15 protein-coding genes and 1 pseudogene are annotated in these 16,387 nt (G+C 70.9%); 8 read left to right on the forward strand and 8 right to left on the reverse strand.

Going from position 1 to position 16,387, the window contains the following annotated elements:
- Nucleotides 1–247: 247 nt before the first annotated feature.
- Together rlmB and cysS are read right to left on the reverse strand one after the other, a co-directional pair.
- On the reverse strand, nt 248–1,360 hold the full coding sequence (gene rlmB, locus HC028_RS04895; protein ID WP_168073255.1) for a 23S rRNA (guanosine(2251)-2'-O)-methyltransferase RlmB: 1,113 nt from the start codon (nt 1,358–1,360) through the stop codon (nt 248–250).
- On the reverse strand, nt 1,360–2,772 hold the full coding sequence (gene cysS, locus HC028_RS04900; protein WP_168073257.1) for a cysteine--tRNA ligase: 1,413 nt from the start codon (nt 2,770–2,772) through the stop codon (nt 1,360–1,362). The genes rlmB and cysS overlap by 1 nt, the downstream gene beginning before the upstream one ends.
- A gap of 120 nt (nt 2,773–2,892) precedes the next feature.
- On the opposite strand from cysS, the gene HC028_RS04905 reads away from it, so the two are divergent.
- Complete coding sequence (locus tag HC028_RS04905; protein ID WP_338091267.1) at nt 2,893–3,525, forward strand: IclR family transcriptional regulator; 633 nt, start codon at nt 2,893–2,895, stop codon at nt 3,523–3,525.
- A gap of 41 nt (nt 3,526–3,566) precedes the next feature.
- On the opposite strand, the gene HC028_RS04910 is transcribed toward HC028_RS04905, so the two are convergent.
- Both HC028_RS04910 and HC028_RS04915 read right to left on the reverse strand, forming a co-directional pair.
- Nucleotides 3,567–4,958 carry a class II fumarate hydratase gene (locus tag HC028_RS04910; protein WP_168073261.1) on the reverse strand — a complete coding sequence of 464 codons (1,392 nt, stop codon included), beginning with the start codon at nt 4,956–4,958 and terminating at the stop codon, nt 3,567–3,569.
- A gap of 126 nt (nt 4,959–5,084) precedes the next feature.
- Complete coding sequence (locus tag HC028_RS04915) at nt 5,085–6,728, reverse strand: fumarate hydratase (RefSeq protein WP_168073263.1); 1,644 nt, start codon at nt 6,726–6,728, stop codon at nt 5,085–5,087.
- 102 nt (nt 6,729–6,830) lie between these two features.
- Here HC028_RS04915 and HC028_RS27355 point away from each other — a divergent pair.
- Together HC028_RS27355 and HC028_RS27360 are read left to right on the forward strand one after the other, a co-directional pair.
- A pseudogene (locus HC028_RS27355) lies at nt 6,831–7,475 on the forward strand (RibD family protein); the annotation flags it as partial.
- Nucleotides 7,452–7,904 (forward strand): cytidine/deoxycytidylate deaminase family protein, encoded by a 453-nt coding sequence (locus HC028_RS27360; RefSeq protein WP_373314008.1) that lies wholly within the window; start codon nt 7,452–7,454, stop codon nt 7,902–7,904. The pseudogene HC028_RS27355 and the gene HC028_RS27360, both read left to right, overlap by 24 nt.
- Before the next feature lie 205 nt (nt 7,905–8,109).
- Here the strand turns inward: HC028_RS27360 and HC028_RS04925 are convergent, their stop codons facing one another.
- A complete protein-coding gene (locus HC028_RS04925) occupies nt 8,110–8,577 on the reverse strand; it encodes an Lrp/AsnC family transcriptional regulator (RefSeq protein ID WP_205861019.1) in 468 nt (155 codons plus the stop codon).
- Nucleotides 8,578–8,703: 126 nt separating this feature from the next.
- Here HC028_RS04925 and hppD point away from each other — a divergent pair, with 126 nt between their 5' ends.
- Genes hppD through hisC form a run of 4 tightly spaced genes read left to right on the forward strand, consistent with a single transcriptional unit; the run spans nt 8,704 to nt 12,617 of the window.
- Nucleotides 8,704–9,900 (forward strand): 4-hydroxyphenylpyruvate dioxygenase, encoded by a 1,197-nt coding sequence (gene hppD, locus HC028_RS04930; RefSeq protein WP_168073269.1) that lies wholly within the window; start codon nt 8,704–8,706, stop codon nt 9,898–9,900.
- A gap of 10 nt (nt 9,901–9,910) precedes the next feature.
- Nucleotides 9,911–10,570 carry an RDD family protein gene (locus tag HC028_RS27365; protein ID WP_168073271.1) on the forward strand — a complete coding sequence of 220 codons (660 nt, stop codon included), beginning with the start codon at nt 9,911–9,913 and terminating at the stop codon, nt 10,568–10,570.
- Complete coding sequence (locus HC028_RS04940; RefSeq protein ID WP_239075675.1) at nt 10,567–11,568, forward strand: RDD family protein; 1,002 nt, start codon at nt 10,567–10,569, stop codon at nt 11,566–11,568. Before HC028_RS27365 ends, HC028_RS04940 begins: the two co-directional genes overlap by 4 nt.
- Nucleotides 11,565–12,617 carry a histidinol-phosphate transaminase gene (hisC, locus tag HC028_RS04945; protein WP_168073273.1) on the forward strand — a complete coding sequence of 351 codons (1,053 nt, stop codon included), beginning with the start codon at nt 11,565–11,567 and terminating at the stop codon, nt 12,615–12,617. The genes HC028_RS04940 and hisC overlap by 4 nt, the downstream gene beginning before the upstream one ends.
- Here hisC and fahA read toward each other — a convergent pair.
- Both fahA and HC028_RS04955 read right to left on the reverse strand, forming a co-directional pair.
- Nucleotides 12,610–13,815: a fumarylacetoacetase gene (gene fahA / locus HC028_RS04950; protein ID WP_168073275.1), complete on the reverse strand. Its 1,206-nt coding sequence runs from the start codon at nt 13,813–13,815 to the stop codon at nt 12,610–12,612. The genes hisC and fahA overlap by 8 nt on opposite strands.
- A 2-nt stretch (nt 13,816–13,817) precedes the next feature.
- Complete coding sequence (locus tag HC028_RS04955; RefSeq protein WP_168073277.1) at nt 13,818–14,642, reverse strand: hypothetical protein; 825 nt, start codon at nt 14,640–14,642, stop codon at nt 13,818–13,820.
- A gap of 94 nt (nt 14,643–14,736) precedes the next feature.
- Between HC028_RS04955 and HC028_RS04960 the strand changes: the two genes are divergently transcribed.
- Nucleotides 14,737–15,900, forward strand: a complete 1,164-nt coding sequence (locus tag HC028_RS04960; protein ID WP_168073279.1) for a homogentisate 1,2-dioxygenase — start codon at nt 14,737–14,739, stop codon at nt 15,898–15,900.
- A 4-nt stretch (nt 15,901–15,904) separates the two neighbouring features.
- Here the strand turns inward: HC028_RS04960 and ispF are convergent, their stop codons facing one another.
- Complete coding sequence (ispF, locus tag HC028_RS04965; RefSeq protein ID WP_168073281.1) at nt 15,905–16,381, reverse strand: 2-C-methyl-D-erythritol 2,4-cyclodiphosphate synthase; 477 nt, start codon at nt 16,379–16,381, stop codon at nt 15,905–15,907.
- Nucleotides 16,382–16,387: the final 6 nt, after the last annotated feature.

Raw genomic sequence — 16,387 nt, forward strand, 5'->3', positions numbered from 1 at the left:
TCACTTACATCCGCACCCCGTACCCCTGCTCCCCCACGGTCAAAACCGGCCATATGGGTCGCCTGCGCCACACCCCCACCGAGGGGCCGACTCCGCGCACGATTCCAGCCATGGACGCGCCACAGGGTGGTTGGGCGCCGTACGGGCACAGGAATCACCAGCGTCGTCATCGACGCGGTGCTCCGCGCGCCGTTCGAGGACGCGCAGACCGCCGGGACCGTACCGAGCTAACCGGGGCCGTACCGAGCTAAACGATGGCCGGCGCGCCGGGCGGCGGAGCCAGGTTCTCGGCGTCCCGGCGGCGCCGGGCCACCTCGGCGAGCGAAACCGCGGCGGCCACGGAGGCGTTGAGCGACTCGATCTCCGAGGCCATCGGGATACTCACCCGGAAGTCACAGGTCTCCCCGACCAGCCGGGACAGCCCGCGCCCCTCCGAACCGACGACCAGGACCATTGGTTCGACGGCCACCTCGAGGTCGTACAACTGCACCTCGCCGTCGGCGTCCAGCCCCACGACCGTGTACCCCTGGTCCTGGCACGCCTTGAGCGCCCGGGTCAGGTTGGTCACCTGCGACACCGGGATCCGGGCGGCGGCGCCGGCGCTGGTGCGCCACGCGGTCGCGGTGATCCCGGCGGCCCGCCGCTCGGGGAAGAACACGCCGTGCGCGCCGAATGCGGCGGCCGAGCGGACAACCGCGCCCAGGTTGCGCGGATCGGTGACCCCGTCGAGGGCCACCAGCAGCGGCGCCACCTGCTCGGAGGCGGCCGCGGCCAGGTCGTCGAACGGCTCGTACGCGAACGGCGGCACCTGCAGCCCGATGCCCTGGTGCAGCACCCCGCCGGTCATCCGGTCCAGCTCGGCGCGGCCCACCTCGAGCAGCGGGATACCCCGGTCGCTGGCGATGCGGACGGCCTCCTTGACCCGGTCGTCCATGTCGATGCCCTGCGCGATGTAGAGCGCCATCGCCGGCACGTGCATGCGCAGCGCCTCCAGCACCGGGTTACGCCCGACGAGCAGCTCAGGTGCGTCCTTCGGGGTAGCCGCCTTACGCCCCGGTGCGACCCGGGGGCCGGCCTTTCCCCCGCCCCTCTTCGCCGCAGGGGCGCCCTTCTTGCCGGGCTGGCCGACCTTGGGGGCACGCCCCTCGGCGGCCGCCTTGCGCCGCTCCTTCTCCTGCTTCCAGGCGGTGCGCTCGGGCAGCGGCTCGTCGCCGGAGTACCCCTTGTGCCAGGGCCGCTCGGACGCGGGCAGGGTGCGTCCCCGCCCGGTCAGTGCCTGCCGGCCCTTGCCACCCGAGCCGGCCGTCGGTCCCTTGCGGGCTGTCGTGCGCCGACCGCGACGCTGGGAATTACCGGCCATCAGGCACCATCCGAAAGTGTCCAGCGGGGGCCGGCGGGAGTGTCCTCCACGACGACCCCGGCTTGCTTGAGCTGGTCGCGGACGGCGTCCGCCGCGGCCCAGTCCTTACGTGTGCGGGCGGCTGCCCGCTGGTCGAGCGCCAACGCGACGAGCGAGTCGACCACGTCGGTCAGCCCGGCCGTCGCCTCGGTCGTCCACTGTGGATTCAGTGGGTCGAGGCCGAGCACGCCGAGCATTGCCCGTACCGAAGAAAGAGCTGACGCCGCCGCGGCGTCGTCGCCGCCCGCCAGGGCCGCGTTGCCCTCACGCACGGTGTCGTGCACGACGGCGAGCGCCCGCGAGGTGTTGAGGTCGTCGTTCATGGCCTCGACGAACCCGGCCGGCAGGTCGGCCGGCTCGCCCGCGCCTACCCGCTCGACGGCCCGCTGCACGAAGCCCTCCAGCCGACGGTACGCCGACGCGGCCTCATGCAGCGCCTCGTCGGAGTAGTCGATGGCGGAGCGGTAGTGCGGCGCGGTGATGTAGTACCGCAGCTCGACCGGCCGGATCCCCTTGGCGACCAGCGCCTCGACGTTGAGCACGTTCCCCAGCGACTTGGCCATCTTCGTGCCGCCGAGGTTGAGCAGGGCGACGTGCACCCAGTGCCGGGCGAAGTCGAACCCGGCCGCGCGCGACTGGGCGATCTCGTTCTCGTGGTGCGGGAAGATCAGGTCCAGGCCGCCGCCGTGGATGTCGAACTCCTCGCCCAGGTAGCGCCAGCACATGGCCGAGCACTCGATGTGCCAGCCGGGACGGCCCGGCCCCCAGGGCGAGGGCCAGCTGGCCTCGGCCGGCTCGTCGGCCTTGGCGCCCTTCCACAGCGCGAAGTCACGGGGATCGCGCTTGCCGCGCGCGGGGGCGTCGTCGGCCGGCTCCATCGCGTCGACCCGCTGCCCCGACAGCGCGCCGTAGGCCGGGTACGAGCGGACGTCGAAGTAGACGTCGCCGCTACCGTCCTCGGCCGGGTACGCGTGCCCCTTGTCGATCAGCAGCTTGATCAGCTCGATCATCTCGGGGATGTGCCCGGTCGCGCGCGGTTCATAGGTCGGCGGCAGCACACCCAGGGTCGCGTAGTCACGGGCGAGGCGCCGCTCATTGGCGTACGCGATTGCCCAGAACGGCTCACCGGCCTCGACGGACTTGACCAGGATCTTGTCGTCGATATCAGTAACATTGCGGATGAGCCGGACTTGATACCCCGAATGGGTCAGCCAACGGCGCAGGACGTCGTAGTTGACGCCGCCGCGAAGGTGGCCGATGTGCGGACCACCCTGCAGCGTGAGGCCACACAGGTACATCCCCACCTGGCCGGGGGTCCGCGGGACGAAGTCCCGCACCGTGCGGGTCGCGGTGTCGTACAGCCTCAACGTCACTCTGCAAGGGTAGCCGCCGACGCCATTGCCGTAGGTAACCCCTATCAACCCGATTCCCGACCGGAATACCGGGCAGAAATGGGACGGCGCGAATCAGCCTCGTACGCGTACATTCTGCGGGTGAGCTCGGAGACGGCCCAGACGCTCGACCGCGGGCTACGCCTACTGCAACTGGTCGCGGAGGCGCCCGCCGGGCTGACCGTGACCGAGGCCGCCGCCCACCTGGGAGTCAGCCGCGCCGTCGTGTACCGGTTGGCGACCACCCTCGGCGAGCACGGGATGATCCGCCGCGACAGCGCCGGCCGGCTGCGACTGGGCGCCGGGGTGCTGCACCTCGCCCGCCGAGCACAGCCGCTGGTGGCCGACGCCGCCCTGCCGGCGCTGCGGCGACTCGCCGAGCAGGTCGGCGCGACCGCCCACCTGACCGTCGCCGAGGGCGGCGAGGCGCTCGCGCTGGTCGCCGTCGAACCGAGTTGGACCCAGTTCCACGTCGCCTACCGGACCGGGTCCCGACATCCGCTCGCCCGGGGCGCGGCCGGGCAGGCGATCCTGGCCGGCCGCGAGGGCGACCACGGGTACGTGGCCAGCGCCGGCCAGTTGCAGCCGGGCGCGTACGGGGTGGCCGCCCCCGTGCCGGGCGTCGAGGGCATGGAGGCGAGCGTCGGCGTCGTGGCGCTCTCCGTGCTGGACGCCGACGTGGTGGGCCCGCAGGTGGTGGCGGCCGCGGCAGCAGTGGCCAAGGCCCTCTCCTAGGGCTCTCTGGACCTACGGCTCTTCGGACCTACGGCTTTGCTTTAGGACGCCGGACGGGTCATCGCGAGCACGTCGAGGGCACGATCCAGGTTGGCCTCGCTGATCTTCCCGCTGTCGACGTGACCGCGTTCGATGACGACCTGGCGGATCGTCTTGCCGTCGGCGAGCGCCTGCTTCGAGATGGCGGCCGCCTCGTCGTAGCCGAGATACCGGTTCAGCGGGGTGACGATCGAGGGCGAACTCTCCGCGTACTGGCGGGCAATCTCCTCGTTTGCCGTGAGCCCGGCGACCATCCGGTCGGCGAGCAGCCGGCTGACGTTGGTGAGCAGCCGAATCGACTCCAGCAGGTTGCGGGCCATCACGGGCACCATGACGTTGAGCTCGAAGTCGCCCTGGGAACCGGCGAACGCCACGGCGGCGTCGTTGCCGTACACCTGCGCGCAGACCTGGCGGACCGCCTCAGCCACGACCGGGTTCACCTTGCCCGGCATGATCGACGACCCTGGCTGCAGGTCCGGCAGGTTCAGTTCGCGCAGACCCGCCCGCGGGCCGGAACCCATCCACCGGAGATCATTGGCGATCTTGTGCAGGCCGGCGGCGATCGTGCGCAGCTGACCGGACGCCTCGACCAGGGCGTCCCGCGCGCCCTGCGCCTCGAAGTGGTTGCGCGCCTCGGTCAGCGGCAGGCCGGTCTCGTACGTGAGCAGCTCGATGACCATCTGCGCGAACCCGGGCGGGGTGTTGATGCCCGTGCCGACCGCGGTGCCACCCAGGGGCAGTTCGGCGACCCGGCCCAGGGTCGACTGCAACCGCTCGATGCCGTACCGGACCTGCGCCGCGTACCCGGAGAACTCCTGCCCCAGGGTGACCGGCGTGGCGTCCATCAGGTGGGTACGGCCGGCCTTGACGACGTCGGCGAACTCCTCGGCCTTGCGCTCCAGCGCGTCCGCCAGATGGTCGAGCGCCGGGATCAAGTCACACGAGATCGCCTCGGTCGCCGCGAGGTGCACCGAGGTCGGGAAGACGTCGTTGGACGACTGGGACGCGTTGACGTGATCGTTGGGGTGGACAGTGCTGTCCAGGCGAGTGGTCGCGAGCGTCGCGAGCACCTCGTTCATGTTCATGTTCGACGAGGTGCCGGAGCCGGTCTGGAACACGTCCACCGGGAAGTGGTCATCGTGCTGGCCCGCGCACACCTCTTCGGCCGCCGCGATGATCGCGTCGGCCACCTTGCGGTCAATCACGCCCAGTTCGGCGTTGGCGGCTGCCGCCGCGGCCTTGATGTGGGCCAGTGCCTTGATGTGCCGGCGCTCCAGCCGGCTGCCGGAGATCGGAAAGTTCTCCACGGCCCGCTGGGTCTGCGCCCGGTACAGCGCGTCGGCCGGGACCTGGACCTCACCCATCGTGTCGCGTTCGATGCGGTACTCCACCATGCCCCCTATCTGCCCAACCCCGAGCGTTACGAATCTTTACGCGTCCAGGGGGTTCGGTGGCGGCTCACTCGGTTGGCGGGTGGTACCGGCAGATCCTTCCCAGGAGCCGGCACCACTCCCTCAACGTCAGCGCTTACCGATCGTCAGCACCGGCTGACTGGTCTCCGCGAAGAAGTCGTTGCCCTTGTCGTCGACCACGATGAAGGCCGGGAAGTCGACAACCTCGATCTTCCAGATCGCCTCCATGCCCAGCTCCGGGTACTCCAGGACCTCGACGTGCTTGATGCAGTCCTGCGCCAGGCGGGCCGCGGGGCCACCGATCGAGCCGAGGTAGAAGCCGCCGTGCCGCTGGCACGCGTCGGTGACCTGCTTGGAGCGGTTGCCCTTGGCCAGCATGACCATCGAACCACCGGCGGCCTGGAACTTCTCCACGTACGCGTCCATGCGTCCGGCGGTCGTCGGGCCGAACGAGCCCGAGGCGTACCCGTCGGGGGTCTTCGCCGGCCCGGCGTAGTAGACGGCGTGGTCGCGCAGGTACTGCGGCATCGGCTCGCCCGCGTCGAGCCGCTCGGCGATCTTGGCGTGGGCGATGTCCCGGGCCACCACGAGCGGGCCGGTCAGCGACAGCCGGGTCTTGACCGGGTACTTCGACAGCTCGTTGCGAATCTCGTCCATCGGCCGGTTGAGGTCGATCTTCACCACGTCACCGGACGTGTCGGCGTCGGTGACGTCGGGCAGGAACCGCGCCGGGTCCCGCTCCAGCTGCTCCAGGAACACACCGTCGGCGGTGATCTTGGCGACGGCCTGCCGGTCGGCTGAGCAGGACACCGCGATCGCCACCGGGCAGGACGCGCCGTGGCGGGGCAGCCGGACGACACGGACGTCGTGGCAGAAGTACCGGCCGCCGAACTGGGCGCCGATGCCGAAGTTGCGGGTCAGCTCCAGCACCTCGGCCTCGAGCTCGAGGTCACGGAAGCCGTGCGCGGTCATGTCACCGCCGGTGGGCAGGTTGTCCAGGTACTTGGCCGAGGCGTACTTGGCCGTCTTGAGCGCGTACTCGGCGCTGGTGCCGCCGATGACGATCGCCAGGTGGTACGGCGGGCACGCGGCCGTACCGATCAGGCGCAGCTTCTCCTCCAGGAACTGCATCATCCGCTTCGGGTTCAGCAGCGCCTTGGTCTCCTGGTACAGGTAGCTCTTGTTGGCCGAGCCGCCACCCTTGGCCATGAAGAGGAACTTGTACGCCTCGTCGCCCTCGGCGTAGATCTCGATCTGCGCCGGCAGGTTGGAGCCGGTGTTCTTCTCGTCCCACATCGTCAACGGGGCGAGCTGCGAGTACCGCAGGTTCAGTCGGGTGTACGCGTCGTAGACGCCCTTCGCGATGGCCTCTTCGTCGCGGCCGTCGGTGAGCACGAACCGGCCGCGCTTGCCCATGACGATCGCGGTGCCCGTGTCCTGGCACATCGGCAGCACCCCGCCGGCCGCGATGTTCGCGTTGCGCAGCAGGTCGAGCGCGACGAACCGGTCGTTGGGCGACGCGGCCGGGTCGTCGATGATCGAGCGCAGCTGCGCCAGGTGCGCCGGCCGGAGGAAGTGCGCGATGTCGTGCATGGCCTCGTCGGTCAGCCGGGTGAGCACCTCCGGCTCAACCGTCAGAAATCGACGGCCACCGGGCCCGTCGACGAGGGCGACACCTTCCGTGGTGACCAGGCGGTACTCGGTCGTGTCAGGGCCGAGAGGAAGCAGGGGCGCATATGCGAACTCGGGCATGAGCGCGAGCGTAGCGCCGCCGGTACGGTCTGACGCAGCACATCGGTACAGGTGACGCGGGCGTCACGCCCGATGATCGCCGCAAATGGCACACTTGTACCCGTGACGAGCCAGCCGTACACGCTTCTGAGCTGCGCCGTCTCCATCGACGGGTACCTGGACGACACGACCCCGCAGCGGCTGCTGCTGTCCAACGAGGCCGATTTCGACCGGGTTGACCAGATACGCGCCGGCTGCGACGCGATCCTCGTCGGCGCCAACACGATCCGCCGCGACGACCCACGCCTGGTCATCCGCGATCCGGCCCGCCGCGCCGCCCGCGTCGCACGTGGGCTACCGCCCAACCCGTTGAAGGTGACCGTCACCGCCGCCGGGGACCTCGACCCCGGCAGCCGCTTCTTCAGGGTCGGCACGAGCGAGAAACTCGTCTACTCGCCTTCGCCGCCGGCGGGGCTGGCCTCCGTCGCCACGGTCGTCGCCGCCGACGATCTCCGGACCGTCCTCGCCGACCTGGCCGGGCGGGGCGTACGGCGGCTGATGGTGGAGGGTGGCGCCACGATCCTGGCCGAACTGCTGGCCGAGGGCCTGGCCGATGAGCTCCAACTGGCGATCGCGCCGCGCTTCGTCGGCGATCCCGGCGCGCCCCGGTTCACGGGCGTTCCCGGTCGCGCGCCTCTGCTCGCCAGCGTGACGAACCTCGACGGGGTGGTCGTGCTCCGGTACCTGCTGTCCCAGGCGGCCGTGGACCGGCACTGGCTGGAGGCGGCGATCGGCGAGGCCCGACGCTGCCCGCCGGCATGGACGGCGTTTTCGGTGGGCGCGGTCATCGTCGATGCGGCCGGCCGCGAGATCGTGCGAGGGTACTCGCGGGAGACCGACCCGCACGTACACGCCGAGGAGGCGGCGCTGGCGAAGGTCGACCCGGCCGACCCGCGGCTCGCAGGCGCCACGATCTACAGCTCCCTGGAGCCCTGCAGCCTCCGCAAGTCCCGGCCGGCACCCTGCGCGACCCTGATCCGGGCTGCTGGAATCCCCCGCGTCGTGTACGCGTGGCGAGAGCCCACGCTCTTCGTCGACGGCCGGGGCGCTGAAGACCTCGAGGCCGCTGGCGTGGAGGTCGTCCAGGTGCCTGAGCTGGTCGACGAGGCCCGAGCGGTCAACGCCCACCTGCTCTGACGACCCCTCCTCCGCGCACCCCGCGCACCCGCGCACCCCGCGCACCCGCGCACCCCGCGCACCCGCGTACCCCGCGCCTCCTCAAGATCCACACAGTTTGGCCCAAACTGCTGCTATCTAGCCGGCGATTAGCAGCAGTTTCCCCCAAACTGTGCGGATCTTGGCGCGCGAACGGGCGCGGATCTTGGGACGCGCTCAGGACCCGTCAGGAAGCGGCCTCGCGGACGAGCGGCATCGTCCGGTACGGGATCTGCTCGGCCAGGGCGATGATCGTCGAGGCGCGCACGATCCCCTCGTACCCGACGACCCGGTCGATGACCCGCTGAAGGTCGGCGTTGGAACGGGCCACGATCCGGCAGAGGAGGTCGCCCGAGCCGGTGATCGTGTACGCCTCCAGCACCTCGGGGATCTCGGCGAGGTGGGCGGCGACCGGGTCGTGCCCGTACCGCTGGCTGATCTCCAGCGTGACGAACGCCGTGACACCGAACCCGAGCGCCGCCGGGTCGATCTCGGGCCCGAAGCCGCGGACCACGCCCCGCTCGGTCAGCTTGTCCAACCGGGCCTGGACGGTGCCCCGCGCCACCCGCAGCCGGCGCGAACACTCCAGCACGCCGATCCGTGGCTCGTCGGCGAGCAGCGCGAGCAGCCGCGCATCCAGCGAATCGATAGACAACCTGGCCACCTCGGAACCGGTTTTGCTCGGCTATCTGTACAAGCTGACCACAGAGAATAGTGCCGGTTGCCCAGTGGCTGCGTGTGATCGAGGCTGTGTCGGACGACACCCCGAAGGGAGTCAACGATGACCCAGGCGCCTACCCGCCCCGTGATCACCGAAGACACCGCGGAGGACGTGGACCGGCTCATCGGCGCCGTCGCCCACGACATCGCCGAGGATCCCTTCCCGGTGAAGGGGCTCGACCACATCCGCTTCTACGTCGGCAACGCCAAGCAGTCGGCGCACTACTACTCGACCGCGTTCGGCATGACCTGCGTGGCGTACCGGGGACCGGAGCAGGGCTACCGCGACCACGCCGAGTACGTGCTGATCTCGGGCTCCGCCCGGTTCGTGTTCGTCGGCGGGGTCCACGGGAACGCCGAGGCGACCCAGCACTACGCCCGGCACGGCGACGGCATCGCCGACATCGCGCTCGAGGTACCCGACGTCGACAAGGCGTACCAGCACGCGATCGACCAGGGCGCGACCGGCCTGGGCGAGCCGCACGACGTGACCGACGACAACGGCACGGTACGGGTGGCCGCAATCGCCACGTACGGCGAGACCCGGCACACCCTGATCGACCGGTCGCGCTACAGCGGCCCGTTCCTGCCCGGTTTCGTCACCCGCGCACCTATCGTCGAGCGCCCCGCGGGCGGCCCCAAGCGCTACTTCCAGGCCGTCGACCACGTCGTCGGCAACGTCGAACTGGGCCGCATGGACGAGTGGGTCGAGTTCTACAAGCGCGTCATGGGCTTCACGAACATGGCGGAGTTCGTCGGTGACGACATCGCCACCGACTACTCGGCGCTGATGAGCAAGGTCGTCGCGAGCGGTACCCGCAAGGTGAAGTTCCCGCTCAACGAGCCGGCCGTGTCCAAGCGCAAGTCGCAGATCGACGAGTACCTGGAGTTCTACGGCGGCTCGGGCGCCCAGCACATCGCGGTCGCCACGAACGACATCATCGCCAGCGTCGACGCGATGCGCGCGGCCGGAGTGGAGTTCCTGGACACGCCCGACTCGTACTACGACGACCAGGAGCTGCGGGCCAGGATCGGCCAGGTCCGGGTGCCGATCGAGGAGCTCAAGGCCCGCAAGATCCTGGTCGACCGGGACGAGGACGGGTACCTGCTGCAGATCTTCACCAAGCCGGTGCAGGACCGGCCGACCGTGTTCTTCGAGCTGATCGAGCGGCACGGGTCCCTGGGCTTCGGCAAGGGAAACTTCAAGGCCCTGTTCGAAGCCATCGAGCGGGAGCAGGAGCGTAGAGGCAACCTGTAACACTGTCTGGGTGACGAATCCCGCCGAACAGCAGCCGCCTGCGCCGCAGCCGGTGAGCGCGGTGCCGGCCGCCGGCTATGCGCCTCCTCCCGGCTACGCACCACCGCCCGGGGGGTACGCGGCGCCGCCCGGCTACGGGTACCCACCGGCCGGCATGCGCCGTCCCGTCCCGGTGGGGCCCGGCGGCGCGCCGCTGGCGGAGTTCTGGCAGCGGCTTGTCGCGTACATCATCGACGGGTTGATCGTCACTGCGGCGATACTCATCCCGATGTTGCTGCTGTTCGCCCTGGTGTTCGTGCCCTTCGTCACGTCGATCGAGCACGGCGCCACGCCGGACCCGCTGTTCGTGCTGCCGGTCTGGGCGCTGTTGTCCGTGATGATCGCGGCGCTGAACGTAGTTGCGTCATACGTCTATTTCGTCCGCATGTGCCACCGCACCGGTCAGACGATCGGCAAGCGGGTCATGAAGATCCGGGTGGTACGCGCCTTCGACGGCGGCCCGGTCGACCTGCGGGCCTTGAAGCGCCGCTGGGTCGTACAGCACGTGTCCGCGCTCGTCGCGGCCTACTTCAACTTGGCCGACGGCCTGTGGCAGCTGTGGGACCAGCCGTACCGGCAGTGCCTGCACGACAAGTGCGCCGAGACCGTCGTGGTACAGGTGGCAGCGTGAGCACGATCGAACCTGGCTGGTACAAGGACCCCGCGGAGCCGACGACCCAGCGGTACTGGGACGGCGAGGGCTGGATCGGCGCGCCGTTGCCAGCGGACGCCACCCCACCGCCGGGCCCACCGCCGGCGGAGAAGCCGGCCCCGCCGGCGGAGAAGCCGGCCCCGCAGGCGCAGGCGCAGGAACCGCAGGCGCAGGCGCAGGCACCGACGCAGGCGACACCGGCAGCACCCCAGCCGCCCCCTGCGGCGCCCCAGGCACCCCCACCGGTAGCGCCCCCGCCGGCCCCGCCGGCCCCGCCGGCAGCTCCCCCGGCCCCGCAGGCAGCCCCCCCGACCCAGCCGGGAGCGCCCTGGCCGCCGCCGGGGATGCCGGTGCCGCCGGGTACCCAGCCGCCGCCCGGGTACCCGGTCCACCCCGCGTACGCCCGGCTCTTCGCGCCGGCGCCGCGCCCGCACGGCTACCCGCTGGCCGACATCGGACGCCGGTTGGTCGCCCGGCTGGTCGACGTCGCGGTCCTGCTCGTCATCAACGCCCTGGTCAACGGCTGGTTCATCTACCAGCTCTACCTGGACTTCTGGCCGTACTACCGCGAGGTCATCCAGCGGATGCAGGCGAACCTGCCCTACGAGGACGTGCCGCAGCCGCAGAACAGTTCCGGACTCGCGTTCACGATCACGGCGATCGCCGCCGCCCTGTGGTTCGCGTACGAGGTGCCGGCGCTCGCCAACAGCGGACAGACACTCGGTAAGCGGCTGCTCGGCATCAAGGTGCTACGGCTGGAGGCCGACGGCCCGCTCGGCTTCGGCCGGGCCTGGCGCCGGTGGAACCCGATGGGCATCGCTACCCTGCTGTGGACCTGCGGCATCGGGTTCGTACTCCAGTTCATCGACTGCCTGTTCGTCGCCATTGACCAGCCGCTGCATCAGGCCCTCCACGACAAGTCGGCAGCCACCGTGGTGGTAGACGTGAAACACCAGAAGAGCGGAGACCAGAGTTGAGCCGCCTCACCCGCGCAGACCTCGACGCGCTGCCCAACTACGTCCCCGGCCGCTCCGTGCCGGGCGCGATCAAGCTGGCCAGCAACGAGGTGCCCTACGGCCCGTTGCCCGGTGTGATCGAGGCGATCGCCGAGGCGGCCGCCGGCGTACACCGGTACCCGGACATGGGCGTGGTCGCGCTGCGCGAAGCGCTCGCCGAGCGGTACGGCGTCGACCCCGACCGGATCGCCACCGGCTGCGGCTCGGTCGCGCTCGCCGAGCACCTCGCCCGCGTCGCCTGCCTGCCCGGCGACGAGATCCTGTACTCGTGGCGCTCGTTCGAGGCGTACCCGATCATCGCCGCGACCACCGCCGCGGCGAGCGTCCAGGTGGCCAACACGGCCGACCACGCCCACGACCTGCCCGCCATGGCCGCCGCGATCACCGACCGGACGCGCCTGGTGCTGGTCTGCAACCCGAACAACCCGACCGGTACGGCGATCCGCCGCGCCGAGCTGGCGGCGTTCCTCGACGCCGTACCTGAGAACGTCCTGGTTGTGCTCGACGAGGCGTACCGGGAGTTCGTCACCGACACCGACGTCCCCGACGGCCTGGAGATCGCCGGCGACCGGCCCAACGTCGTGGTGCTGCGTACGCTGTCGAAGGCGTGGGGCCTGGCCGGCCTGCGGATCGGGTTCCTCGTCGCCCCGCCCGAGGTGGCGGCCGCGGTCCGCAAGATCGTCACGCCGTTCTCCACCTCCAGCGCCGCGCAGGCCGCCGCACTGGCCGCGCTGGCCCAAGGCGAGGAGATGCAGCGCCGCGCCGACCAGGTGGTCGCCGAGCGCGAGCGGTTGCTGCCCGCGCTGCGCAAGCTGCTGGCGGATGTACCGGAGAGCCAGGCCAACTTCGTGTGGCTGCCGCTGGGCGACCGGTCGCTGGAGTTCGCCGCCGCGTGCGAGCAGGCCGGCGTGATCGTGCGCCCGTTCCAGGGCGATGGGGTGCGCGTCACCGTCGGTACGCCCGAGGAGAACGACACGTTCCTGGCCGCCGCGGCGGCCGCGCTCAGCTGACCGCGGGGAGGATCCGCCCGACCACCTCGCCGAAGCCCACGACGGTCCCGTCCGGACCGGGAGCGGTCGCGGTCAGGGTCACCGTGTCGCCGTCTTCCACGAACGTCCGGGTGCGTCCGTCGGCGAGCGTCACCGGCTCGGCCCCGCCCCAGGTCAGCTCGATGAACGAGCCGACCTGGTCCCGCTCCCGCCCGGAGACCGTACCCGAGGCGTACAGGTCGCCGGGGCGCACCGAGGCGCCGTTGGCGGTCAGGTGGGCGAGCTGCTGGGCCGGCGTCCAGTACAGGCCGGAGAACGGCGGCCGGGACACGACCGTGCCGTCCCAGACCACCTCGATGCGGATGTCGTACCCGATCCGCTCGTCGGCCAGGTAGGGCAGGACCAGCGGCGACTGCTGCGGTGCCGGCACCCGGGCCGAGGCGAGCGCGTCGAGCGGCACGACCCACGCCGACACCGAGGTGGCGAACGACTTGCCCAGGAACGGCCCCAGCGGCTGGTACTCCCACGCCTGCAGGTCACGGGCGGACCAGTCGTTGACCAGGACCACGCCGAACACGTACTCGTGGAAGTCCTTCGTCGTCAGCGGCCGGCCCAGCGACGAGGCCGCCCCCACCACGAACCCCACCTCAGCCTCGATGTCGAGGCACCGGGACGGGCCAAAGGTCGGCGCGTCGGCGTCCGGCGGCTTGCGCTGGCCGCTCGGCCGCACGATGTCGGTGCCCGAGACCACGACCGTGCCGGCCCGGCCGTGGTAGCCGATGGGCAGGTGCCTCCAGTTCGGCAGCAACGGCTCCGCGCCAGGCCTAAACAGCCGCCCCAGGTTGGTCGCGTGCGTTAGCGAGGAGTAGAAGTCGACGTAATCGCCGACCTCGAACGGCAGTTGGGGCGTCACCTCGGCCAGCGGCAGCAGCAACGGCTGGATCCGGTCGCGGAACGCCGGGTCGGTGAGGAGTTCGGTCAACCGGTCCCGTACGGCGGTCCAGTACGGACGTCCGAGCGCCAGGAACGGGTTGAGGGTGGTCGCCTGGAGGGTGCTGTGCGCCTCGACGAGGCCCACCCGCTCCAACGCGGCGAGGTCGAGCACCTGGCCACCGATGCGCGCGCCGAGCCGCCGCGACCCGTCACCGGGGTCGAACGCGCCGTACGGCAGGTTGTGCACGCCGAACGGGTCGTCGGCGGCGAGGTCGAGCCACGTCACGTCTAGGCCTCTTCCGTTCTGGGCAGGAGTCCGAGTACGCGAAGGTCGGCCAGGGGCTCGGCGATGCCGCAACTGCCGAAGCCGATCCAGAGCGGCCGTTCCCGATCGATGCGCGCGTGTACGGCGGTGACGATCGGAACCGCGTCGCTGGACGCGAGCACCTTCGTAACGTCCGCCGGCTGTGCGCCGTCGGCCGCCGCGACCGCTGCCGCCAGCACGTTGAGGAAACCGTGGTGGACGAACCCGGTCTCCGGGTCGGTGCGGCGCAGCGCGCCGTGCAGGCCCGCGGTCAGCTTGAACGGCAGGCCCCGGTCACGGCACGCGCAGATGACCGCCGCGAGCTCGCCCGGGGTCGGGAACAGCTCCGCCGCCAGTCCACCGGTGCGGAACTTCGGCGCCACCGGCAGCCCGGCCGCCCGCGCCTCCGCGAGGGTGTCCAGCGCCGTCATCACGCCCCAGGTCAGTGGGGTCTCCGCGTACGTCTGGAGGTTGGTCTTCGCGGTCAGCGCGATGAGTTCGCGCAGGCCGGGTTGGGGGTCCTCGCCTCGCTTGGCGACGGGTACCTCGATCTGGCGGACCGGCCGCCCGCTCTTGAGTAGCCGGGTGACCGCATCAAGCTGGCCGACGACGCCGATGGCCAGGTCCTCCGGTACGGCCGCCGCATCCTCGGGCGGGACCAGCAACGGGCCGACCATGGGAGCGTGCCAGGCGGCGCGGTGTTCCCGGTGCGCGGCGACCGCGTCGGCCAGCGGCGCATTACCGGGCGGAAACACCGCCGCGTCGTCGAGCAGACCGACGAACACCGGCGGTACTGGACGCGTTGACACGAGAAACGAACCTAATGGAAGCTACGAATGACGGACAATAGCGTCCGATTATCGGACGTCCTGGTTAGCGCGGCGGACAGCGCAGGAGGACGGAATGCCGTACTACCGCAGCGTCGGCGACCTGCCCCGCAAGCGCCATACCCAGTTCAGGCAGCCTGACGGCAGCCTGTACGCCGAGGAGTTGATGGGCCAGGAAGGTTTCGCCAGCGACTCCTCGCTGCTCTACCACCGGCACCTGCCCACCGCGATCGTGGCGGCCGAGGAGTACTGGCCGCCAGCCTGGTCGCGTACGCCCAACCTGCCGCTCAAGCCCCGGCACGTGCGCACCCACAAGCTCGACGCCGGCAACACCGACCCGATCCTCGGCCGGGCGCACCTGCTCGCCAACGACGACTGCCGCATCTCGTACGCGGTCGCCGACCGGCCCTCTCCGCTGTACCGCAACGCGATCGGGGACGAGTGCGTGTACGTGGAGGACGGCCGCGCCCGCATCGAGTCCGTCTTCGGATCCCTGGAGGTGGGGCCCGGGGACTACGTGATCATCCCGACCTCGGTGCTCCACCGGATCGTGCCCCTGGGCGGACTGCTGCGCACGCTGGTCGTCGAGGCCGCCGGTCACATCGGGCCACCGCGCCGCTACCTGTCGGTGCGCGGCCAGTTCCTGGAGCACGCGCCGTACTGCGAACGCGATCTTCGCGGTCCGGTTTCACCCTTGCTGGTGGACGAGACCGACGTGGACGTCTACGTCCAGCACCGGCGCGGCTGGACCAGGTTCACGTACGCCCACCACCCGTTCGACGTCGTCGGCTGGGACGGCTGCCTGTACCCGTGGGCCTTCTCGATCCACGACTTCGAGCCGATCACCGGGCGGGTACACCAGCCGCCACCCGTACACCAGACGTTCGAAGGCCCGAACTTCGTGATCTGCTCATTCGTGCCGCGCAAGGTCGACTACCACCCGCTGGCGATCCCGGTGCCCTACAACCACCACAACGTGGACTCCGACGAGGTGCTGTTCTATACCGGCGGCAACTACGAGGCGCGGCGCGGCTCCGGCATCGAGCAGGGCTCCATCTCGCTGCACCCGTCCGGCTTCACCCACGGCCCCCAGCCTGGCGCCGCGGAGCGGGCGATCGGAATCGGCTACTTCGACGAACTGGCCGTCATGGTCGACACGTTCCGGCCGCTCGACCTGTGCGAGCCGGCCCTGGAGTGCGAGGACCCCGAGTACGCGTGGACCTGGGCGCGCCGCTCGTGACCCCTCACGCAGACGGGTAGACCAGGGCCGTCGCGATCGCCGCGAGGCCCTCGCCGCGCCCGGTGAAGCCGAGCCCGTCCGTGGTGGTGCCGGACAGACGGACCAGCGCCCCGATCGCCTCGCCGAGCACCGCCTCCGCCTCGGCGCGTCGCGTACCCACCTTCGGCGCCACCCCGACCACCTGCACCGACACGTTGCCGATCTCGAAACCGACCGCGCGCACCCGGCGGGCCGTCTCGGCGAGCAGGGACACTCCCGAGGCGCCGGCCCACTCCGGCCGGCTGGTGCCGTAGTTGGAACCGAGGTCGCCCAGGCCCGCGGCCGACAGTAGGGCGTCGCAGGCCGCGTGCGCCACGACGTCACCGTCGGAGTGGCCGGCCAGGCCGTCGACGCCATCCCAGCGCAGCCCCGCCACCCAGCAGGCCCGGCCCGGCTCGTACGCGTGCACGTCGGTACCCACACCGACCAAGGGAACGATCACGACCCA

The organism is Planosporangium flavigriseum (assembly GCF_011947225.1).
Lineage (GTDB): Bacteria > Actinomycetota > Actinomycetes > Mycobacteriales > Micromonosporaceae > Planosporangium > Planosporangium flavigriseum.

Coding starts and splice junctions, on each gene's coding strand:
- rlmB (WP_168073255.1), bottom strand. CDS start 1,360: ATGGCCGGTAATTCCCAGCGTCGCGGTCGGCGCACGACAGCCCGCAAG.
- HC028_RS04910 (WP_168073261.1), bottom strand. CDS start 4,958: ATGGTGGAGTACCGCATCGAACGCGACACGATGGGTGAGGTCCAGGTC.
- HC028_RS04915 (WP_168073263.1), bottom strand. CDS start 6,728: ATGCCCGAGTTCGCATATGCGCCCCTGCTTCCTCTCGGCCCTGACACG.
- hppD (WP_168073269.1), top strand. CDS start 8,704: ATGACCCAGGCGCCTACCCGCCCCGTGATCACCGAAGACACCGCGGAG.
- HC028_RS04960 (WP_168073279.1), top strand. CDS start 14,737: ATGCCGTACTACCGCAGCGTCGGCGACCTGCCCCGCAAGCGCCATACC.